The sequence below is a fragment of the Pseudodonghicola sp. genome (assembly GCF_048268305.1).
Taxonomy (GTDB): Bacteria; Pseudomonadota; Alphaproteobacteria; order Rhodobacterales; family Rhodobacteraceae; genus Pseudodonghicola.
In genome coordinates, this window is record NZ_JBLWVT010000018.1 from 1 (window position 1) to 19,708 (window position 19,708).

General features: G+C 65.0%; 18 protein-coding genes and 1 pseudogene. 12 read left to right on the forward strand and 7 right to left on the reverse strand.

The annotated features are described in order from the left end of the window. Nucleotides 1-1,131: pseudogene (locus tag ACN0V4_RS20600) on the forward strand (hypothetical protein); the annotation flags it as partial. Between the two features lie 4 nt (nt 1,132-1,135). On the opposite strand, the gene ACN0V4_RS20605 reads toward ACN0V4_RS20600, so the two are convergent. Then, nucleotides 1,136-1,792: an ABC transporter ATP-binding protein gene (locus tag ACN0V4_RS20605; protein WP_417679641.1), complete on the reverse strand. Its 657-nt coding sequence runs from the start codon at nt 1,790-1,792 to the stop codon at nt 1,136-1,138. Between the two features lie 16 nt (nt 1,793-1,808). Beyond that, entirely contained in the window at nt 1,809-3,131 is a 1,323-nt protein-coding gene (locus tag ACN0V4_RS20610) for a sugar transporter (protein WP_417679643.1), read from the reverse strand. 88 nt (nt 3,132-3,219) lie between these two features. Between ACN0V4_RS20610 and ACN0V4_RS20615 the strand changes: the two genes are divergently transcribed. Next, nucleotides 3,220-4,041 (forward strand): ABC transporter permease, encoded by an 822-nt coding sequence (locus ACN0V4_RS20615; protein ID WP_417679645.1) that lies wholly within the window; start codon nt 3,220-3,222, stop codon nt 4,039-4,041. Here ACN0V4_RS20615 and ACN0V4_RS20620 read toward each other — a convergent pair. Beyond that, nucleotides 4,038-5,021 carry a glycosyltransferase gene (locus ACN0V4_RS20620; RefSeq protein ID WP_417679647.1) on the reverse strand — a complete coding sequence of 328 codons (984 nt, stop codon included), beginning with the start codon at nt 5,019-5,021 and terminating at the stop codon, nt 4,038-4,040. The genes ACN0V4_RS20615 and ACN0V4_RS20620 overlap by 4 nt on opposite strands. 188 nt (nt 5,022-5,209) lie before the next feature. Here ACN0V4_RS20620 and ACN0V4_RS20625 point away from each other — a divergent pair, with 188 nt between their 5' ends. Further along, the gene (locus ACN0V4_RS20625; RefSeq protein WP_417679649.1) at nt 5,210-6,211 is read left to right on the forward strand and encodes an NAD-dependent epimerase/dehydratase family protein; all 1,002 of its coding nucleotides are present in this window, start codon (nt 5,210-5,212) and stop codon (nt 6,209-6,211) included. A gap of 153 nt (nt 6,212-6,364) precedes the next feature. Here the strand turns inward: ACN0V4_RS20625 and ACN0V4_RS20630 are convergent, their stop codons facing one another. Next, on the reverse strand, nt 6,365-7,501 hold the full coding sequence (locus ACN0V4_RS20630) for a ParB/RepB/Spo0J family partition protein (protein ID WP_417679651.1): 1,137 nt from the start codon (nt 7,499-7,501) through the stop codon (nt 6,365-6,367). Between the two features lie 40 nt (nt 7,502-7,541). Then, on the reverse strand, nt 7,542-8,948 hold the full coding sequence (locus tag ACN0V4_RS20635; protein WP_417679653.1) for an AAA family ATPase: 1,407 nt from the start codon (nt 8,946-8,948) through the stop codon (nt 7,542-7,544). A gap of 374 nt (nt 8,949-9,322) precedes the next feature. Here ACN0V4_RS20635 and ACN0V4_RS20640 point away from each other — a divergent pair, with 374 nt between their 5' ends. The 3 genes from ACN0V4_RS20640 to rfbC all read left to right on the forward strand — a co-directional run bounded on the left by ACN0V4_RS20640 (nt 9,323) and on the right by rfbC (nt 12,220). Next, nucleotides 9,323-10,348, forward strand: coding sequence for a replication initiator protein A (locus tag ACN0V4_RS20640; protein WP_417679655.1), 1,026 nt, complete (start codon nt 9,323-9,325; stop codon nt 10,346-10,348). A 176-nt stretch (nt 10,349-10,524) separates the two neighbouring features. After that, entirely contained in the window at nt 10,525-11,598 is a 1,074-nt protein-coding gene (locus ACN0V4_RS20645) for an AGE family epimerase/isomerase (protein WP_417679657.1), read from the forward strand. A 67-nt stretch (nt 11,599-11,665) separates the two neighbouring features. Beyond that, nucleotides 11,666-12,220 carry a dTDP-4-dehydrorhamnose 3,5-epimerase gene (gene rfbC / locus ACN0V4_RS20650; protein WP_417679659.1) on the forward strand — a complete coding sequence of 185 codons (555 nt, stop codon included), beginning with the start codon at nt 11,666-11,668 and terminating at the stop codon, nt 12,218-12,220. A gap of 15 nt (nt 12,221-12,235) precedes the next feature. Here rfbC and ACN0V4_RS20655 read toward each other — a convergent pair whose 3' ends face one another. Next, nucleotides 12,236-12,415: a hypothetical protein gene (locus ACN0V4_RS20655; protein ID WP_417679661.1), complete on the reverse strand. Its 180-nt coding sequence runs from the start codon at nt 12,413-12,415 to the stop codon at nt 12,236-12,238. A 154-nt stretch (nt 12,416-12,569) separates the two neighbouring features. Here ACN0V4_RS20655 and rfbB point away from each other — a divergent pair, with 154 nt between their 5' ends. The 4 genes from rfbB to ACN0V4_RS20675 are packed head-to-tail and all read left to right on the forward strand — an operon-like array spanning nt 12,570 to nt 16,797. Further along, complete coding sequence (rfbB, locus tag ACN0V4_RS20660) at nt 12,570-13,619, forward strand: dTDP-glucose 4,6-dehydratase (RefSeq protein WP_417679675.1); 1,050 nt, start codon at nt 12,570-12,572, stop codon at nt 13,617-13,619. After that, a complete protein-coding gene (gene rfbD, locus ACN0V4_RS20665) occupies nt 13,616-14,464 on the forward strand; it encodes a dTDP-4-dehydrorhamnose reductase (RefSeq protein WP_417679663.1) in 849 nt (282 codons plus the stop codon). The genes rfbB and rfbD overlap by 4 nt, the downstream gene beginning before the upstream one ends. Before the next feature lies 1 nt (nt 14,465). Next, nucleotides 14,466-15,338 carry a glucose-1-phosphate thymidylyltransferase RfbA gene (gene rfbA / locus ACN0V4_RS20670; protein ID WP_417679665.1) on the forward strand — a complete coding sequence of 291 codons (873 nt, stop codon included), beginning with the start codon at nt 14,466-14,468 and terminating at the stop codon, nt 15,336-15,338. A 58-nt stretch (nt 15,339-15,396) separates the two neighbouring features. Then, nucleotides 15,397-16,797, forward strand: a complete 1,401-nt coding sequence (locus ACN0V4_RS20675; protein ID WP_417679667.1) for a hypothetical protein — start codon at nt 15,397-15,399, stop codon at nt 16,795-16,797. A gap of 5 nt (nt 16,798-16,802) precedes the next feature. Here the strand turns inward: ACN0V4_RS20675 and ACN0V4_RS20680 are convergent, their stop codons facing one another. Beyond that, on the reverse strand, nt 16,803-17,930 hold the full coding sequence (locus tag ACN0V4_RS20680) for a polysaccharide biosynthesis/export family protein (protein ID WP_417679669.1): 1,128 nt from the start codon (nt 17,928-17,930) through the stop codon (nt 16,803-16,805). Between the two features lie 109 nt (nt 17,931-18,039). Here ACN0V4_RS20680 and ACN0V4_RS20685 point away from each other — a divergent pair, with 109 nt between their 5' ends. Together ACN0V4_RS20685 and ACN0V4_RS20690 are read left to right on the forward strand one after the other, a co-directional pair. After that, a complete protein-coding gene (locus tag ACN0V4_RS20685) occupies nt 18,040-18,888 on the forward strand; it encodes an NAD-dependent epimerase/dehydratase family protein (protein WP_417679671.1) in 849 nt (282 codons plus the stop codon). A 10-nt stretch (nt 18,889-18,898) separates the two neighbouring features. Further along, nucleotides 18,899-19,513, forward strand: a complete 615-nt coding sequence (locus tag ACN0V4_RS20690) for a sugar transferase (protein ID WP_417679673.1) — start codon at nt 18,899-18,901, stop codon at nt 19,511-19,513. The last annotated feature ends 195 nt before the right edge of the window (nt 19,514-19,708 follow it).

The following is a 19,708-nucleotide window of genomic DNA, read 5'->3' on the forward strand; positions in this document are numbered from 1 at the left end:
GATCAACAATACCCACAAATGGGCGATGTCCCCCATGTGGAAGGAGCCATCGTCACCCATTGCCTGTTCATGGATGACGATGCCTCCTTCCACATGGAGAACATCGCCCGCGCCTATGTCTTCCTGATGCTGGCGCGCGATCCCAAGACCGCGCTGGCCGGCGCCATGATCAACAATACCCACAAATGGGCGATGTGGGAGAACGGCGCCTGGTTCGACGGCTCCTGCCATCCGCTCTATTGCGGCACCGACCTGCGCAACCGTGACGCGGTCTTCGGCATGGAGCACGACAGCGCGCGCAAGCCGCAGGCGACCTTCTATGGCGGCTGGTGGTTCTTCGCCTTCACCATCGCCGAGGTGAAACATCACCCCTTCCCCTTCTTCGTGCGCGGCGATGACATCAGCTTTTCGCTGATGAACGATTTCCGCATCTACACGCTCAACGGCGTGGTCTCCTTCCAGGAAGATTTCTCGGAAAAGGAAAGCGCTCAGACGCTCTATCTCGACCTGCGCAACCACCTGATCCACCATCTCGTCTCAGATGATCTGGGGCGCAGCCCGCTGGGCACCGCCAAGGTGGCGATCCGCTTCATCATGCGCAGCCTGCTGCGGCTGCATTACGACTCCGCCCGCGCCCAGTTGCTGGCCTGGCGGGACGTGATGACCGGGCCGCAATTCTTCGACGAGAATATCGACATGGCCGCCCGCCGCGCCACCATCAAGGAGATGATGAAGACCGAGGTCTGGCAGGAGATCGAGCCGCAGGCGCTGACGGAAAAGAAACGGCTGACGCTGAGATCGCGCCGCCATCGCGAACGGCTGGGCAAATATACCCTGAACGGCCATCTGGTGCCCTTCTCGGCCAAGCGCTGGGACAAGATCGTCCTCGGCATCGGCCAACGCGGCATCGTCTTCCCCGCCTTCGGCGCCGCCGAGATCACCTATCTGAACACCGCCCGCGACAAATGCTATACGGTGCGCCAGTCCAAGCGCGAATTCTTAGCGATCTGCTGGGAGATGACCAAGACGCTGCGGGAATTCCTGCGCCGCTATGACGAGATCAAGGCCTCGTATCGCAGCGGCTACCGCGAACTCACCACCCGCGACTATTGGGAAAAACGGCTGGCCTGACCCCTCAGACCGCCATGATCGCCTCATGCACCTCGATGGCCTCCTCGAGGTCATCGAAATATTGCACCTGGCCGTTTTCCAGCACCAGTCCGGAATCGCAGAATTCCCGCACCTGGCCCATCGAGTGGTTGACCATGATCGCGCTCGAGGTCTGCATCCGGTCGGCGAAAACCGCCTGGCTCTTGCGCCGGAAGGCGGCGTCACCGGTGGCGGTGACCTCGTCGACCAGATAGGTGTCGAAATGGATCCCCATCGAGGCGCCGAAAGTCAGCCGCGAGCGCATCCCCGAGGAATAGCTGCGCACCGGCATGTGGAAGAATTTGCCAAGCTCGGCGAAATCCTCGACGAAGGCCAGGAGCCCGTCGGTATCCACCCCGTAGATGCGGGCGATGAAGCGCACATTCTCCGCCCCGGTCAATTCGCGGTGAAACGAGCCGGCGAAGCCCACCGGCCAGGAGATCGACCCATCGCTGACAACGCGTCCTGAATCGGGCCGCATGGTGCCGGCGATCATCTGCAGCAAGGTCGATTTCCCCGCCCCGTTGCGCCCCAGGAGCGCCAGCGACCGCCCCGTCGGCAGCGTCAGGCTCAGGTGATCGATCACCACCTTGCGCTCGCCCTTCAGGCGGAAGCTCTTGGTCAGATTTTCGAAGCGGATCATGCCCGGCGCCTCCCGCTCAGCTGCGATCCCGGATCGAATAATAGATCAGCGCGCCGATCGACCAGAGCAGCAGCAGGAACAGCCCGGCCAACCCCGCGACCAGCGGCCGGTTGGGATATTCGGAATCCTGCGCCAAGGTCGGCTTGATATAGGTCGCCAGATAGCGGCTTTGCCGGGCGGCATCGTCGCGCGCCACCTGCAGCGCGGTCAGCGCGGCGCGATAGGTCTCCTCGGCATATTGCAGATCGACGCTCAGGCTTTCGAACTCCGAGATCAGCGAGGGGTAATCCTCGCCCACCGCGCCAGTGTCGGTATTGTCGCTGGTGAAGGTCTGCCGCTCGATCCGGATGCGTTCGCGGATCACGTCGATCAGCTGCTGCGCCTTGGTCAGCCGCGGATCGTTGTCGCTGGCGGTTTCACGCAGCAGATCATATTCGACCAGGGCCGAGGCCAATTGCTGCTGCAGGTTGTTCATCACCCCCATACGGCCCTGGATATCGGCGGCCGGGTCGACGATCCGGGTGCGGGTGCGGAACCGGGTCAGCGCCTCGCGTGCGCCCTTCAACCGGGTGATCGCCTCGTCCAGATCGGCCTGAGCATAGCGCATCGCATCCTCGCGCGCCTGATCGTTCAGCCGGTTGATGCGGTCCTGGCTTTCCCGCAGGATCACTGAGGTGATCGCCTTGGCCGCATCAGGATTGAAGCCGCGCGCCTGCACCTCGATCAAACCGGTGCCTGAATCATAGGAAATGCTGACGATCCGCTGCCAGTACCACAGCAGATCCTCCTTCGAGGCATCCGGCCAGATCGCGAAGACCCAATCCCCAGGCCAGGGCTTGGAATATTGCGCCCGGATATCGACCTCGGCATTGACGATGTCGACCATCTCCTGGCTCTGGATGAATTCGTAAAGGATATCACTGTCCGAGGCGGTGCTGCCACCGGTGAGTTGCGCCAGACCGCCCAAAAGCTCGGTGGCACCGCCACTTTCCTGGCCCCGCACGGTGAAACCGGTGGTCGAGAGATACTGATCCTGCGCCACGATCCAAAGATAGAGAACCACCGCAATCAACGGCAGCAACACCACGATGCCGAAGCTGGCGAGCAAGCCCCAATGGCGGTGCTTCATCCTGGCCGGCTGCGCGATCGGCATCACCCGGATCGGCGCCAGACCGGCTCGCCGGCCCCCAGCCTTGTTGCGCAGTGCCTTCTTGCCCCCCCGGCCGCGGCCGGCATTGCCGACCCCCTCCAGTTCGGTACTCTCGTCGTCCTCCAGCATCAAACTCCGTGTCTTGGCCTCGGCCTGCTCAGCCCCGGCAGAAGAAATCTTGTCAGTCATGGCTGCCCACCCGGCGCGAAGCCGTTTGAAATCATTTCCGTTTGCTTACATAAACGCGACTGTAAACGCCAGCATCGGAACGTTTTTCATGGCCATTCAGCCGGCCCCGGCCCCACAGACCCCACCGCCTGCCCAATATGGCCCACATCGGCTCGCCACCCTGCGCACGACATTGGCGTTGATCCTGCGTGAGATGTCGACCACCTACGGGCGCACCCCCGGTGGCTATGCCTGGGCGATCCTCGAACCCCTGGGGGCCATCCTGGTCCTGTCCATCGGCTTTTCGCTGGTGGTGCGCACCCCACCTCTGGGTACCAGCTTCCTACTATTCTACGCTACCGGCTATATGCCCTTCAGCATGTATCAGAGTCTGGCCAACAAGATTGCGAGGTCGATCAGCTTCTCAAAACCCTTGTTGCAATATCCCTCGGTGACCTGGCTCGACGCGGTCCTGGCCCGCTTCATCCTGAACGCCCTGACCGATACCTTGGTCACCATCCTCCTGATCACAGGCATTCTGGTGGCCCTGTCCCATCAATCCGTCGTCAGCCTGCCCCCAGTGATCGAGGCGATGGCCCTCACTATGTTGCTGGGGTTGGCAGTCGGCACACTGAATTGTGTTCTGGTCGGTCTCTTCCCGATCTGGGAAATCACCTGGTCGATCCTCACCCGGCCGCTATTCATCGCCTCGGGCGTCTTCTTCCTCTACGACAGCATGCCGCCCCTGGCCCAAAAAATCCTCTGGTTCAATCCACTGTTGCATATCACCGGGCTGATGCGATCCGGTTTCTACCCGACCTATCCGGCCACCTATGTCAGCCATCTCTATGTTCTGGGGGTGTCGCTCGCGCTGCTGACCCTGGGGCTGATCCTGATGGGCCGCTATCATCGCGACATTCTGAACCGCTAGCCGGCCGCAGCCAGCACCTCGGCATGGGGGCGGTCGACCCGGCCCCTCAGCCCGTCGCGGATCGCCCAGCCCAGCAGCCGCAGGAAGGCGCCCCGCTCGCCCGGGTGGTTGCGCAGCTTCATCAGCCATTTCGGCAGGATCAGCAGCATCGCCGGCCAGAACATCCAGCCCGCCGCCATGCGATAGAGAAACAGCAGGTTGCGGTGGTAATAATAGACCTTCCACAAGGGGCGGAACTGCCCCGGCCGCGCCTCGAAGGTGGAGCAATCATGTTCGAAGCGGATCTCGGGGGCAAAGCGAATCCGCCCCCCCGCCTTGCTGAGGCCCAGGGTATAAAGCCCGTCCTCGCCATAGACAAAGAGCCGGCCATCGGGATAGCCGACCCGCGCCACCGCCGCCCGCGACACGAAGAGCCCGACGAAGGACGACACATCGACCAGCCGGCCGGCGCCGCGGTAATCCCTCGGCGCGATATGAAAGCCGCCGCGCCCGGCGAAGACCGTGCGCAGGAATTCCCGCCCGTGCCAGAAGGGGTTGCGCGAGGGCCGGTTCATCTCGCAGATGGCGCCGCCGGGGAAATAGACCGCCGCCGCCACCGCATCGATCCCGCGTTTGTCCATCGCCCTGAAGGCCGCAAGGGCGCCGGGCTCGGGGCGGGCATCATCATCCATCACCACCAGCCAGTCGGGATCGAACCGCGCCACCGCCTCGCGCATGCCCCATTCGAAGCCGCCGGCGCCGCCGAGGTTCCGGGCGCTCGCCAGCACCACCAACCGGGGATCGTCCTGCTCCGCCAGCCAGGCGCCGGTGCCGTCGGTCGAGACATTGTCGACCACGACCAGCGCCTGCAGCTCCGTCTCGGGGCTCTCCAGCAGGCGCGCGATGGTGTCTTTCAGCTTCTCGAGCCGATTGTAGGTGACCACCACGGCCACCAGACACAAAGGAGCCTGCGTCGCTGCCGGGGTATTGCTTGCCGTCACGGTGTCGTCGTCCTTGCCTGCACGTCCGGGGCCGCCTCAGGCCCGCTGTCTTCTCGAAAGCTCATAAAAGCGGGGCGGAGTCAAATCCCCCGGTCAAATCTCTTGCTCGATTCCCCCAGGCCAACGCCTGGCGCCCTGCCCCGCCAAAGCCGTTTGACAGCGCGCCGCCGCTGCGCCACCAAGGCGCCATGCGCAATGCCCTCATCACCGGCTCGGCCGGCTTCATCGGCTATCACCTCAGCGCCCGGCTGCTTTCCGAAGGCTGGCGGGTCACCGGGCTCGATTGCCTGTCCGATTACTACGATGTCGAGCTGAAGAAGCGCCGCCATGCGCTTCTGGCCCCCGATCCGAACTTCGCTCCCGTCATCGGACGGCTGGAGGATCCGGGCCGGTTAAAGGCTCTGTTCCAGGACAATCGCTTCGATCTGGTGATCCACCTGGCCGCGCAAGCCGGGGTGCGCCATTCGATCGAGGCGCCGCGCGACTATGTCGAGGCCAATCTGATCGGCACCTTCGAGCTGTTGGAGGCCGCCCGCGCCCATCCGCCGGCGCATCTGCTGCTGGCCTCGACCTCCTCGGTCTATGGCGCCAACGCGGATATGCCCTATGGCGAGCGCGACAAAGCCGACACCCAGATGTCCTTCTACGCCGCCACCAAGAAGGCGACCGAGGCGATGGCGCATTCCTATGCCCATCTCTATCGCCTGCCCACCACCATGTTCCGCTTCTTCACCGTCTACGGGCCCTGGGGCCGGCCCGACATGGCGCATTTCAAATTCACCCGCGCCATTCTCGAAGGCCGGCCGATCGACGTCTATAACCACGGCCAGATGCAGCGCGACTTCACCTATATCGACGATCTGGTCGACGGCATCCTCGGGCTGACAGCGGCGGTGCCGGGCGATGTGCCGGTCTCGGAACACGACAGCCTCAGCCCGGTCGCCCCCTTCCGCATCGTCAATATCGGCGGCAGCCGGCCGACCAAGCTGCTCGATTACATCGCCGCCATCGAGGCCGCCTGCGGCCGCGAGGCCGAGAAGGTGATGCATCCGATGCAGCCCGGCGACGTGCCCGCCACCTGGGCCGATACCCGGCTGCTCACCGAGCTCACCGGCTATGCGCCGAAGGTCCCGGTGCCCGAGGGCATCCAGCGCTTCGTCGACTGGTACAGGGACTATTACAAGATCTGATCCCGCCGTGTTCCGTGGCGAATGTTTCGCGCGCGAAACATGAGAACCGGCGCGGAAGACCCAAAACGCCGCCCCCGATCCCGTCGGAGGCGGCGTTCATTTTGCCGCAAAAGACTCTGATATCAGGCTCTGATGTTTCGCGTGCGAAACGTCTCAGCGCTGGCGCAGCCAGTCCTGCAGCGCCTCCATCAGCGCCGCATCCACCCCCGGGCCGGTCAGTTCGATCCGGTTCCGATCGGCGGTGAAACTCAGCCGGACACCCGCAGCGGCGGGCTGGGTGACCCTTTCGCCGGCGGCAGGCAGATCATCGAGGCTGCGCAGACGCGGCCGGGCAGGGGCGGGGATCGCGGCAATAGAGTCTTCCAACTCCGGCGCAGAGTCCGCATCAGGAGCGGAGAGGGCAGGGGAGGCGATCTCAGGTTCCGGCCGTGCCAGGGCCGCCGAGAGGATGGCGATCTCCTCCGCCGCGGTCTCTGCCGCGGCGGCATTGAGATCGGCGGCCAGCCGCACCTCAAACCCCGGGTCGGCCTCCAGCGCTTTGACCAGCGCCAGGCCGAGCTTTTCCGAGATCGCGGTCGGATGGCGCAGCACCGGATCCAAGGCCTCGACCAGCACCATGAAGCTGCCGATCTTCGAGCGTTTCGACCGGGTCACCGAGCCGTAGAGCGCGCGCAGCGCGGCGCGGGCGTCGGGATAGACCCCTTCCTCCACCGCGCGGGTGGCGATCCGGGCGCGTTCGTAAAAGCTCAGGTTCACCCGGATCTCGTTTTCCTCGACCATCGCCACATAGGCGTCCGAGGCGCTGTCGGGATCGACCACCAGGGCGCGAACGAAACCGAATCGAGCGTCTTTCGTCCTGTCATAGAGCCTGTTCAGCGCCGTCAGCCGGCGCCAGCCCGAGATCAGGCCGAAGGTCTTGCCCCCCTGCGGCGCCGGCAGGCGCATCACCTCGATCGGGGTCTGCTGGCCGCGCGCCTCGAGGCTCGCCATCAGCGCCTCCATCTCGTCCTCGTCCTGCACCAGACGGTCGCGCACCAGATGGGTGGCCTCGATCACCCCGAGCGGCAGCCGCTCCAGCATCAGCCCCTGGGCCCGGGCGGTCTCCATCTCGGCGGCCAGCTCCTCCAACGCGGCGCGGGCGGCGGCATCGCCGCTGACCTGAGCGATGGGCGGCGCGGTCGGCGCCGGGGTGGAGGTGGACAACGAGGGCGACAGTGCCGCCGGCCGCGCGGCCGGTTCGACCTCAAGATAGCCGGGCTGCGCCGGGGTCAGTCGTCTGCGTTTGGCCATCTCTGCTCTCCTTGCCGGCCCTGTTGCTGCGGGCTCTGTCTCATGCCGGGGTTAAGCCGGGCTCAGCGGCGCGCGCGGCCTCCAGCTCCTCCCGCCGCCAGACGCCCAGAAGCAGGCGCTTGAAGGCGGCATAGGTCTCGTCGAAGGTCTCGCGGCCACGGGCATAGGTCTCGCGGTTGAAGTCGCGATAATCGGCCTCGTAGATGCCCGAGACCTGTTCGCCCGCCTGACCGATCAGCGCGGTGAAATCCTGCCGATGGGGCGACAGTGTGCGACCGAGATAGGCCTGGATCAGCGCCGAGAGCTCGCCCTGCTGGGCGCCGTCGAAGCGGGTGATCACCGCTCTCACCGCATCCCATTCGAAGGCGAGCCCCGGCCGCCCCAGCGCGCGGGCGGCGATATTCTCGCCCTCCTCGATGCTGGCGAAGGTGGAATGCAACATGTCGAAGAAACGCCCCGTCGAATCGAATTCCAGGAAGGAGGCGCCGAAGGGCACCAGCAGGATATCGGCGGCGGCCAGCCCGTTGATCGTCAGATACCCCAGCGCCGGCGGCGTATCGATGAAGATCAGGTCATAGCGGTCGAGCACCCCGTCGGCTTCCAGCCGGTCGGTCAGCGCGTCCCAGAGCTTCCAGCCGCGCGCCTGCATTCGCCAGACGGGAATTTGGAACTCCGCCCAATAGAGGTTCAGCTGCGCCCCGATCAGGTCGATATTGGGCCAATGGGTGGATTGGATCACATCGCTCGAGGTCATATCCAGCGCCGCCGAGAGCGTGTCGTCGAGCGGCTGCGGCGCCTCGCCCCGGTCAAGCCGGCGCTGGTTGTCGGCGCGCAGATGTTCGCCGTAATGCCGCGCCAGGAGCGGGAAGGCAGTCTGCCATTCATCCTCGACCCTTCCGCCGAAGATCGAGGTCATCGAGCCCTGGCTGTCGAGGTCGATCACCAGCACCTTGTAGCCGTCGAGCGCCGCCGACATCGCCAGATGCGCCGCGGTCGAGGTCTTGCCGACGCCACCCTTGAAGTTGGCGACGGCCACCAGCTTTGCCGGCAGCCCCTCGGGGCGGTAGGGCAGGTAGTTCTTGGCCTTCGATCCTTGCGCCGCGAAGAAGGCCCTGAGCCGCAGCACCTCGTCCAGGGTGAACCACTTGGCGCCGCCCTCGGTCTCGCTGGTGCCCTGGGGCAGCTCGGGGTTCTGCTTCAGCACCCGGCGGAAATGGGCGCTCGCCACGGGGATCAGATAGCGGGTGATCTCCCAGGTGGAGAACAGCCGCAGCCTCTTGCGGCCGTCTTCGTTCAGCCCGCGACTGGCCAGATCGGCGCGCCCGCGGGCGCAGGCCGTGGCGATGGCGGCGAAGCCTCCGGTGCCGGTGGGCTGGTCCAGTTCCTCCATCGCCGCGTCGGGATCGATGTTGAAATAGGGGGGCAGAGGGGTGCTGTCCTTGACCATGAATCCGCTCGATGTGCTTTGTTTTTCTCATGATACCACAAAAGACATCACATGGAAGGAAAAGGCGAACACGTCGTGATTTTCTCAGCAAATTCAGTGGGTGGGACCCGGCGCTTTGGGGGGAAATCTGGGCGGTCTGAAATTTTTTTCTAGTTAGATCTGTGTTATATATAAGTTACAGGCTAGAAGCCTTGCAGATAACCAACTGGTTGCAAAGGAATTTTTGGCATTTGTCGGAGATGGGGTGACTCTGAACCCACGATGATCCGACTCTGAACCCCCGATCAAGCGATTCCGAACCCCCGTTGCGACAGCTTGTGGATAACTTTAGGCTGGGTGTCATCGAAACCACGATAACGAGTCGGATACCGACCATGAGCAGTGTGACAGTGAACGGGGCGGGCAGCCTGCTGCCTGACCGCCACCGGCAGGGTGATTTTTTCCTCTGCGATATCTTCGACGCGATCCCCAAGGACGACATCGCCAGCATGGAACATCCGTTGTTCTCGCTGTCGACGCGGCCGGATCAGCGCATCCTGAATTACGCCCACAACGGGGTGGAGATCACCGTGACCCCCAGCGTCAAGGGGCTGGCGACGATCCACGACAAGGACATCCTGATCTTCTGCATCAGCCAGCTGATGGCGGCGCTGAACGCCGGGCGGCAGGTCAGTCGGACGGTCTATCTCAAGGCGCATGACCTTCTGATCGCCACCAACCGGGAGACCAGCGGCGATGCTTATCGCCGGCTGCGCGAGGCTTTCGAGCGGCTGGCGGGCACCAGGATCACCACCAATATCGTCACCGGCGACCATGAGGTGACCAGCGGCTTCGGCATGATCGAAGCTTGGGAGATCGTGCGCAAGAGCCGCGGCGGCCGCATGGTCTCGGTCTCGGTCACGCTCAGCGACTGGCTCTATCGGGCGGTGCTGTCGAAATCGGTGCTGACGCTCTCCCGCGATTACTTCCGACTGCGCAAACCGCTGGAGCGGCGCATCTATGAGCTTGCCCGCAAGCATTGCGGCCGCCAGCCGGAGTGGGTGATCTCGGTCGAGACGCTGCTGAAGAAATCCGGCTCCGCCAGCCCGCGGCGGGTGTTTCGCAAGATGCTGCGCGACATGATCGTGGCCGGCCATCTGCCCGATTACACCATGGAGGAGCTCGACGGCGATCTGATCCGCTTCGCCGCCCGCGACCGGCTGGTCGAGGCGCCGGCCACGCCCCCGCGGCTGAGCGAACGGGCGCTGGAACAGGCGCGCGACATCATGCCCGGCTGGGACGTCTATGCGCTGGAGGCAGACTGGCGCGGCGTCTGGGCGCGCTCGGGGGCGCCGAAGTTGCGCAGCCCGGACGCGGCTTTTCTGGGTTGGGTGAAAAAACGCGCAGCCGGGGCGTATTAGTGCCGGCATTTGGCCGCCGACCGGTCCTTCCAGATTTGCAGCAGGAGGAAATCGCGGCTATCCTTGCGACCAGCGGATTTGCCGTAACTGCATGATTATTACATATTTCAAAGAAAGATTGACGCGTGCTTGGGAAAACACCGGAACTCATTAGTCATTGGATTGGGCAGCAGGCCTTGCCCCTGTGGTCGCAGGCGGGCTGGGATGCCCGGACAGGCACTGTTTGGGAAGTGCTGGATCATGGCGGTGAGCCGCGACAGGACTGCCCCCGGCGGCTGCGGGTTCAGGCGCGTCAGGCCTATTGCTTCGCCTCCGCCGCCGATCAGGCGCCGCATCTGCCGGATCTGATGGAGAAGGCCGAAACCCTGTTCCGCTTCGCGATGACCAAGGGGATCGACCCGGAGACCGGCCATCTGGCGGGGCTTCTCAACCCGGACTGCAGCATTCGCACCGCGCCGCATGATCTCTATGACATCGCCTTCATGCTGCTGGCGGCCTCGGCGCTGATCGGCGCCGGGGGGGAGATCGGCGCGGAACTGGCGCAGCTGGAACAGGCGCTGGCGCGGCTCAAGGCGCCACGCGGCTGGTGGGAAAGCGCCGAGGCCGCGGGTGGCGACGGCCGGCGGCGGCAGAACCCCCATATGCATATGTTCGAATGCTCGACCGCGCTTTACGAGGCGACCGGTGAGCCGCGCTTTCTCGACATGGCGCAGGAGGCGCTGGGTCTTTTCCGCGAGGTCTTCCTGCAGCCTGACGGCATCGTGCTGGAATATTTCACCGCCGACTGGGGGCCGGTGGCCGAGGGCCAGGCGGTGGAGCCGGGGCATATGGCCGAATGGGTCTATCTGCTCGACCGGTTCGAAACCGTCAGCGGCTGCGACAGCGGCGTCGATCTGATGCGGATCTTCGATCAGGTGCTGGCGGCGCGGGATGCGGCGGGGGCCTTGCCCGACCGGTCGCAGCCCCGGGTCGAGACGCGCCGCTTCTGGCCGCAGACCGAATTTCTGAAGGCCAGCATCGCGCTGACTCGCCGGGGGCAGGAACTCCCGTCCGAGGCGCAGCCGGATCTGGTGCTCGACATGCTGTGGCGCGACTATCTCGAGGGGCCGGTGGCCGGCGGCTGGTATGACAAGCGCCACTGTGACGGCGCGCTGCTGTCCGATACCATGCCAGCGTCGACCTTCTACCACATTCTGGTCGCCTTCGATATGTATCGAACACAACCATGGCAGCGGGAGAGCGCTGCCTGAGGGCGCGCCCCCCCTTTCGCCCGGGCCGTGCCCGCAAGAGGACGGCGACAGGTAGCGAGGGACAGCCATGCAGATCGACCCCACCCCGATTCCGGGGCTTCTGGTTCTCACCCCGCGTCGCTTCGGCGACGCGCGCGGGTTCTTTTCCGAAAGCTGGAATCGGAAGACGCTGGACGGGCAGGGAATCGCGCTGGATTTCGTGCAGGACAACCATTCGCTGTCGGCGCAGGTGGGCACCATCCGCGGGCTGCATTATCAGGCGCCGCCCCATGCTCAGGACAAGCTGGTACGCTGCGGTCGCGGCGCGCTTTACGACGTGGCGGTCGATATCCGCCGCGGCAGCCCGACCTATGGTCAGTGGTTCGGACTGGAGCTGAGCGCTGAGAACGGCAAGCAGCTGCTGGTGCCCAAGGGCTTCCTGCATGGCTTTGTCACCCGGGCGCCCGAGACCGAGATCTGCTATAAATGCACCGATTACTACGCCCCCGAGTGCGACGGCGCGGTGCGCTGGGACAGCTGTGGCATCGACTGGGGGCTGTCCGGTGATCCGGTGCTGTCGGACAAGGATGCCGCCGCACTCCCCTTCGCCGATTTCGTCAGCCCTTTCGCCTGGGAAGGCTAGGCGGGAATGCGGCCTTTATCGAAGCCATACGCCGGTCTTCACCACCATGAATTCCTTGATCTTTGCCCAGGCGGTCTGGCCTTGAAGATCCTGGTAGGCCAAGACTAACTCGCCGTCCTCATTATAGGAGATATTGTGCACGACATGTTCGGAGAAATAGCGGATCTTGTCATTGAGCATAACGCATTTGATCATTTGAATGCCGTCCTTAAATTACCCGGCCCTTCTGGACCTAACTATACTCTAACCTGAGGAGATGACCCGTCAAACTTTCGCCGACACAGATCGGCGCCAGATGGCGCCGGATTGGCGGAATGCCGCTTTGAAGGGCAGGGAGCATGCAATGGGCTTGAAAATATTGGTCACCGGCGGCGCCGGTTTCATCGGATCCGCCGTGGTGCGGCTGGCGGTGGCGCGTGGGCATGAGGTGATCAACCTCGATGCGCTGACCTATGCCGCCTGCCTCGACAATGTGGCGAGCGTGGCGGACAGCGCGGCCTATACCTTCGTGCGCGCCGATATCCGCGACCGCGCCGCGCTGGATCGGGTCTTTGCCGAACATGCCCCCGGGGCGGTGATGCATCTGGCCGCCGAATCCCATGTCGACCGCTCGATCGACGGGCCGGGAGATTTCATCGAGACCAATATCACCGGCACCTACAACATGCTGGAGGCGGCGCGGAAATACTGGCTGGAGCAGGGCAAGCCGGAGAGCTTCCGCTTCCACCATATCTCCACCGACGAGGTCTTTGGCTCGCTGCCCGCCGATAGATCGGTCAAGTTCACCGAAGAGACACCTTACGATCCGCGCTCGCCCTATTCGGCCTCGAAGGCGAGCTCGGATCACCTGGTCCGCGCCTGGCATGAGACCTATGGGCTGCCGGTGGTGCTGACCAATTGTTCCAACAACTACGGCCCCTATCACTTCCCCGAAAAGCTGATCCCGGTGATCATCCTCAACGCGCTGGCGGGCCAACCGCTGCCGATCTATGGCGACGGCTCGAACATCCGCGACTGGCTCTATGTCGAAGATCACGCCGCGGCGCTGCTGCTGGTGGTCGAGAAGGGTGAACTGGGGCGCTCCTATAACATCGGTGGCGAGAACGAGCGGACCAATCTGGAGCTGGTGCAGACGCTCTGCGCCATTCTCGACCGCAAGCGGCCGAAGCCCGACGGCTCCTATGCCGATCAGATCACCTTCGTCACCGACCGGCCGGGCCATGACGCGCGCTATGCCATCGACCCCAGCCGCATCCGCGCCGAACTGGGCTGGCGGCCCTCGGTCACGGTGGAAGAGGGGTTGGAGAAGACGGTGGACTGGTATCTGGAAAACGAGAGCTGGTGGCGGGCACTGCAGAGCCGTCAGGGCGTCGGCGAAAGACTGGGAGTAAAGGCATGACCCTTCTCGTTTTCGGCCAGAGCGGCCAGGTGGCGCGCGAATTGGCCGGTTTCCCCGATGTGCTCTGCCTGCCCCGGGCGGAGGCCGATCTAACCGCGCCCGAGGCCTGCGACGCGGCGATCCGCCGCTATGGCCCGCGGGCGGTGATCAATGCCGCCGCCTATACCGCCGTCGACCGGGCCGAGAGCGAGCCGGCGCTGGCGCATCTGATCAATGCCGCCACCCCGGGCACCATGGCGCGGACCTGCGCCGACATGGGCATCCCCTTTGTCCAGATCTCGACCGATTACGTCTTCGACGGCTCGGGCACGGCGCCCTGGACCCCCGCGGATCCGACCGGGCCGCTCAACGCCTATGGCCGCAGCAAGCTGGCCGGCGAGCGGCAGGTGATGGCGGCGGCGGGGCCTCATGCGGTGCTGCGCACCTCCTGGGTGGTCTCGGCGCATGGCAGCAATTTCGTCAAGACCATGCTGCGGCTCGGCAAGAGCCGCGACCGGATCAGCGTGGTCGCCGATCAGATCGGTGGCCCGACGCCGGCCCGCGCCATCGCCGCGGCCTGCGTCCGGATCGCCGAAACCCTGATAACCGAGCCTGAGAAATCCGGCATTTATCATTTCGCCGGCAGCCCCGACACCAGCTGGGCAGGTTTCGCACGCGAAACATTCGCCCAGGCCGGCATCGCCTGCGAAGTGGTCGATATCCCCACCACCGATTACCCGACCCCGGCGGTGCGGCCGCTGAATTCGCGGCTCGGTTGTTCCTTGTTAGAGCCTGTTTTCGGTCTCTCCCGCCCGGACTGGCGGCAGGGGCTGCATGATATCCTGCATGATCTGGGAGAGATTTGAGATGACCAACCGCAAGGGCATCATCCTGGCCGGGGGATCCGGCACCCGGCTTTACCCGATCACCATGGGGCTGTCGAAACAGCTCCTGCCGATCTATGACAAGCCGATGATCTATTATCCGCTCTCGGTGCTGATGCTGGCCGGCATCCGCGAGATCTGCGTGATCACCACGCCGCAGGATCAGGATCAGTTCAAGCGCACCCTCGGCGACGGCAGCCAATGGGGCGTCTCGCTGACCTATGTCGAACAGCCGAGCCCGGACGGGCTGGCGCAGGCCTATATCCTGGCCGAGGCGTTCTTGGCGGGCGCCCCCTCGGCCATGGTGCTGGGCGACAATATCTTCTTCGGCCACGGGCTGCCTGAGATGATGGCGCGGGCCGATGCGCAGGGGCAGGGCGGCACCGTCTTCGGCTATCACGTGGCCGATCCCGAACGCTATGGCGTGGTGGCCTTCGACGCGGGTGGTGCGGTGCGCGAGATCATCGAGAAACCCTCGGTGCCGCCGTCGAACTATGCGGTAACCGGGCTCTATTTCCTCGACGGTTCCGCGCCCGATCGCGCCCGCCGGGTGACCCCCTCGGCGCGGGGCGAGCTGGAGATCACCACGCTTCTGGGCATGTATCTGGAAGAGGGTCTGTTGCAGGTGGAGACCATGGGGCGCGGCTATGCCTGGCTCGACACCGGGACGCATGCCTCGCTGCTTGATGCCGGCAATTTCGTCCGCACCCTGGAGGAACGCCAGGGGCTGCAGGCCGGCTGCCCCGAGGAGATCGCCTTTAACCAGGGCTGGATCAGCGCCGAGGCCTTGGCGGCGCGGGCGGCGATGTTCGCCAAGAACGATTACGGCGCCTATCTGGCCGGACTTCTGGAATAGTCGCCGGTCGCGCAACGGGGCATACTCCGCGCGAAGCGATCGACGCGCGGAGGATGACATGCGGATCGGACGAATCCTGACACTTTTCCTGGCGGGGCTGCTCCTGACCCTGCCGGCGCTGCCGCAGAGGGCGCGGGCCGAGGCCTCCTGCCGGCTTGACGGCGCGACGCTGGGCGAGGGGGCCCAGGCGCTGTTCTATTCCGCCCGCTGGGTGCATCGCGGCCAGAGCTGCGAGGCGGTGGCCCGGCCACGTCGCTGCGATGGCGGCCGGATATCGGGGGACAGCCATTATACCTATCGCCGTTGCATCGAGCTGGAGGAATTTCTGGGCGTCAACGTCAACCGGCGGCCGGACCAGCTGGACCCCGCTCTGCTGGCCCGCACCGGAACCGATTGGATCCGCGCCTCGGCCGACGTTCTGCGCTACACTGAGCCACGCCACCCAGGGCAGAAGTCACAGAAATGGCAGCTCTCGGATTGGAGCGCTTATACCGCTGCGGCTCAGGATCGAAGTGCGATTCTTAATCTGATGTGGGACTTCAAGGAATTGAAAGAACGGCTGCCACGCCCGGGATCGGCGCGCGAATCTGAGCTTTTTGCCTTTTTAGACACTAAAATTCTGGATCGTTTGGCGCCTTCCGTGCGGATCATCACCACCGGCAACGAACCCTTCGTCAACACCTTGGAAAAGGACCAGAAGCCGGATCCGGCCTGGGGCGGAGCGATCCCGCTGGTGGTCTTCTATCAGCGGGTAACCGAACATGTGGACAGCTATCTGCGCCAGCGGGGCTTGCGCGACCGGGTCGACATCTATGTCGGCTCCTTCACCCGGCTGCACACGCAGGAGATGCGGGCCGAACCGGCGGCGCGGCAACTTCTGGCCTGGGCGGCAGGGACGGATTATGTCGATGGCATCGATCTGCACACGCATGTGCAGACCCTCGATCAGATCGACAAGACGCTGGCCTTCGTGAGCAAGGCGACCGACAAGCCGGTGATCGTGACCGAACTGAGCTTCATCTGGCGCATGCGCAAGGCATTGCGCGAGGGGGACCGGCTGGGGCGGGACTTCGCCGCCCGCTGGGGGCGCGATCCGAACCGGCTCACTCATGCCTATCTGATCTGTGACATCTTCGGCCTGCAGCCCGGTTGCGCCGGGCGGAAGGTGTCGCAGGCGGAATGGGATGACTTCTTCCGGACGCGGGACTGGTATATCGACCATTTCCTGTTGCGCAGTGAAGAGATCTTCCGGCGATACGGGGTCCGCGGCGCCAGCTTTGGCCTGGAGCAATCGCGTCCCGGCCCGGAGCAGATCGCGCTGGACAGCCGACCCTGGTATCTGGGATTCCTGTTCTCGCCGGCGGCGGTGTTGCCGGGACCGGGCGGCGAGGTACCGGCCAATTACCAGTATCTCGACGATTTCCTGGCGATCCAGGCGGCGCGGCGCGCCGCCCGGTAGGGGGATCAGTTCAATACGTTGCCGGCGCGGCTGAAGACACCGAAGAAGTTGCCGACGATGTTCGAGATGGTCAGAGCATCGTTGATCGGCGATTCGGTGGCCACCACCAGGTCGCCCGGCTGGATCTGGAACTTGCGGGCCGAGAACAGCCCGTCGGCCGAGGTCAGGTTGAGGGTGAAGACCACCCGCTGCTGGCGCGGCCCGCGGGTGCCCGGCCGCATCGCCGAGGCGGGGTATTCGCGCAGGATCAGCAGCCCCTGCGGGTCGGCCTTGCCGTCGTTCACCCCGCCCATGATCGACACCGCATCCATCGCCGAGACCTGTTCCTTGGTGAAGCGGTGCAGCGCCTCGGAGCCCGCCGCCCCGAAGGAGAGGAAATAGCGCTTGTCCTCCTCGACGAAGACACGGTCGCCGCCCTGCAGCCGGGTGTCGAGCCCGGGGTTGGCCAGCAGGGTCGTGACCGAGGTGCCATAGAGCGCGCTGCCGCGCATCAGCCGGATCTGCGGGTTCAGCAGGCTGTCCTTGACGCCGCCGGCGGCGGCCAGCAGGCTGAGCACGGTGTAATTGCGGTCGGGCATCGGATAGCTGCCGGGATTGCCGACGCCGCCGACCAGGTCGACCGAATTGGCCCGGCCTTCCGACAGGTTCAGCTGCACCTGCGCCGAGGGCACGATCGCCTCCAGCGCGCTTTGCAGATCGGTGCGGGCCAGCTCCGGGGTCTGCCCGGCGACGGTGATCTCGCCGACATAGGGCATGAAGATGGTCCCGTCCGAGGAGACCTTGATCTGATCGAGCTGGGTCTCCTTCTGGGTGGTGGTGGTCAGCAGCGAATTGTCGCTGCTGTCCCAGATGCGGATGTCCAGCCGGTCACCGGGGCGGATGATCTGGGTCGAGGGCCCGCGGCTGGAGCCGATCCAGCTCAGCGGCTTGCCATCCTCGGGGATCGGCCATTGCGCCGCGGTGGGCAGGAAGGCGCGGGAGACCTCGTAGACGGCGAATTCCGGGCTTTCGTCCGAAGCTCGGTTCAGCACCTCTTCGCGCACGGGCGCGCCGCCGGGGAGGCGGCCCTTGGCGCAGGCGCCGGTCAGGCCGGCGAGGCCGAGGATCACGAGGAGGGTGAGAGCTTTGCGCATCTGCCTTGGGCCTATTCCTGAAAGAATCCGTTACCGGAAAAATATTGCAATTTCCGGGCCGCAAGATACTGCCCCCCGGGGGGCGGTCAACCGTTAGGAAGGATGTCGCATGGGCTTTGCGCGGATTCTGGTTCTGGGCGCCAGCGGGCGGATCGGGTCGATCCTGCGCCGATGCTGGCCCGAGGGGCGCGGGATCTGGCAGGCGCGGCCGGCGCCGGGGCGGCAGGACGGGGCCGGTTGGCTGATCGGCGATCCGCTGGCCGAGCCCCTGCTGTTGGACCGGCTGCGGGGCGAGGTTGCGGCGGTGCTGGGGCTCGCCGGGATGACGCCCACGAGCCTGCGGCCGGGTGATGACATGGCCGCCAATATCGACCTTGGGCTGGCGGCGGTGCGGATCGGGGCCGGGCTCGGCGTGCCGGTGCTTCTGGCCTCATCCGCAGCGGTTTATGGCGCGCAGGGGGGGCTCCTGGCCGAAACCACCCCGCCGAGGCCTGTCAGCGACTACGGCCGCGCCAAGGCGGCGATGGAGGCGCGCGCCGCCGATCTCGGCCGCGATCTCGGGGTGCCGGTCACCTCGCTCAGGATCGGCAATATCGCCGGGGCGGATGCCATCCTGGGCGGCTGGCGGCCCGGCTTCACGCTCGACCGTTTCGCCGACGGGCGCACGCCGCGGCGCAGCTATATCGGGCCGGTGACCCTGGCCCGGGTGCTGGAGCGGCTCTGCCTGACCCCGGATCTGCCGGGTCTGCTCAATATCGCGGCACCGGGAATGGTGGAGATGGGGGCGCTGCTCGATGCCGCCGGGCTGGCCTGGGTGCCGCGGCCGGCGGCCGACGGCGCCATTGCGCAGGTGGCGCTGGATGTGACAGGGCTGTGCGGGCGGCTGCCGTTGGTCCCGGCCACGGCTGCAAGCCTGGTTGCCGAATGGCGCGACCTGGCGCAGGATCGGGCAGGGTGAGAGGCGGGCGATGACCTGGAGCAAACGGCTTTTCGATCTTTTCTTCGCCACCCTGCTGGTGGTGATCCTGGGTCCCATCCTGCTGGGGCTTTTGCTTTGGCTGTTGTGGAAGGAAGGTCGGCCGGTCTTCTACGTGGCCGAGCGGATGAGGGGGGCCGATCAGCCCTTCCAGCTCTGGAAGCTCAGGACCATGCGGGTGGTGGAGGCGGATGCCGGCGTCTCGGGCGGCGACAAGGCGGCGCGGATCACCCCCACCGGCGCCTGGCTCAGATCGAAGCGGCTGGATGAATTCCCCCAGCTCTGGAACATCATCAAGGGCGATCTCAGCTTCGTCGGCCCGCGTCCGCCCCTGCGCGAATATGTCGAACGCTATCCCGAGATTTACAAAGAGGTGCTGCGGTCGCGCCCGGGGGTCACCGGGCTGGCCTCGATCACCTACCACCGCCACGAGGCGGCGCTGCTGGCGCGCTGTGCCACGCCGGAGGAGACCGACGCGGTCTATTCCCGCATCTGCGTGCCGGCCAAGGCGCGGCTCGACCTGATTTATCAACGGCATCAGAATATGTGCTATGATTTTGATCTGGTGTTCCAGACCATCGGCAATCTGTTCCGTCGGAACAGGTGAATCGGGCGGGTTTGGGCCGATGTAATCCCATTCGAATGCGGGACAGTTGAAATTTTTCCCGAATGAGGGTTAGAAATCAAGGATAGACCCGGGACTGTTGGGGCTGTGACTTGAATTGTTTGAGGGCTTTATGCGCAAGAAGGTAACGAAGGCGATTTTTCCGGTCGCGGGGATGGGGACGCGGTTTCTGCCGGC

Excerpts from the sequence above, each read along its gene's own strand:
- rfbA (WP_417679665.1), top strand. The coding sequence starts at position 14,466 with ATGACCAACCGCAAGGGCATCATCCTGGCCGGGGGATCCGGCACCCGG.
- ACN0V4_RS20635 (WP_417679653.1), bottom strand. The coding sequence starts at position 8,948 with ATGGTCAAGGACAGCACCCCTCTGCCCCCCTATTTCAACATCGATCCC.
- rfbD (WP_417679663.1), top strand. The coding sequence starts at position 13,616 with ATGACCCTTCTCGTTTTCGGCCAGAGCGGCCAGGTGGCGCGCGAATTG.
- ACN0V4_RS20675 (WP_417679667.1), top strand. The coding sequence starts at position 15,397 with ATGCGGATCGGACGAATCCTGACACTTTTCCTGGCGGGGCTGCTCCTG.
- ACN0V4_RS20680 (WP_417679669.1), bottom strand. The coding sequence starts at position 17,930 with ATGCGCAAAGCTCTCACCCTCCTCGTGATCCTCGGCCTCGCCGGCCTG.
- ACN0V4_RS20630 (WP_417679651.1), bottom strand. The coding sequence starts at position 7,501 with ATGGCCAAACGCAGACGACTGACCCCGGCGCAGCCCGGCTATCTTGAG.
- ACN0V4_RS20685 (WP_417679671.1), top strand. The coding sequence starts at position 18,040 with ATGGGCTTTGCGCGGATTCTGGTTCTGGGCGCCAGCGGGCGGATCGGG.
- ACN0V4_RS20640 (WP_417679655.1), top strand. The coding sequence starts at position 9,323 with ATGAGCAGTGTGACAGTGAACGGGGCGGGCAGCCTGCTGCCTGACCGC.
- ACN0V4_RS20610 (WP_417679643.1), bottom strand. The coding sequence starts at position 3,131 with ATGACTGACAAGATTTCTTCTGCCGGGGCTGAGCAGGCCGAGGCCAAG.
- ACN0V4_RS20655 (WP_417679661.1), bottom strand. The coding sequence starts at position 12,415 with ATGATCAAATGCGTTATGCTCAATGACAAGATCCGCTATTTCTCCGAA.
- ACN0V4_RS20690 (WP_417679673.1), top strand. The coding sequence starts at position 18,899 with ATGACCTGGAGCAAACGGCTTTTCGATCTTTTCTTCGCCACCCTGCTG.
- ACN0V4_RS20615 (WP_417679645.1), top strand. The coding sequence starts at position 3,220 with ATGGCCATTCAGCCGGCCCCGGCCCCACAGACCCCACCGCCTGCCCAA.
- ACN0V4_RS20605 (WP_417679641.1), bottom strand. The coding sequence starts at position 1,792 with ATGATCCGCTTCGAAAATCTGACCAAGAGCTTCCGCCTGAAGGGCGAG.
- ACN0V4_RS20625 (WP_417679649.1), top strand. The coding sequence starts at position 5,210 with ATGCGCAATGCCCTCATCACCGGCTCGGCCGGCTTCATCGGCTATCAC.
- rfbC (WP_417679659.1), top strand. The coding sequence starts at position 11,666 with ATGCAGATCGACCCCACCCCGATTCCGGGGCTTCTGGTTCTCACCCCG.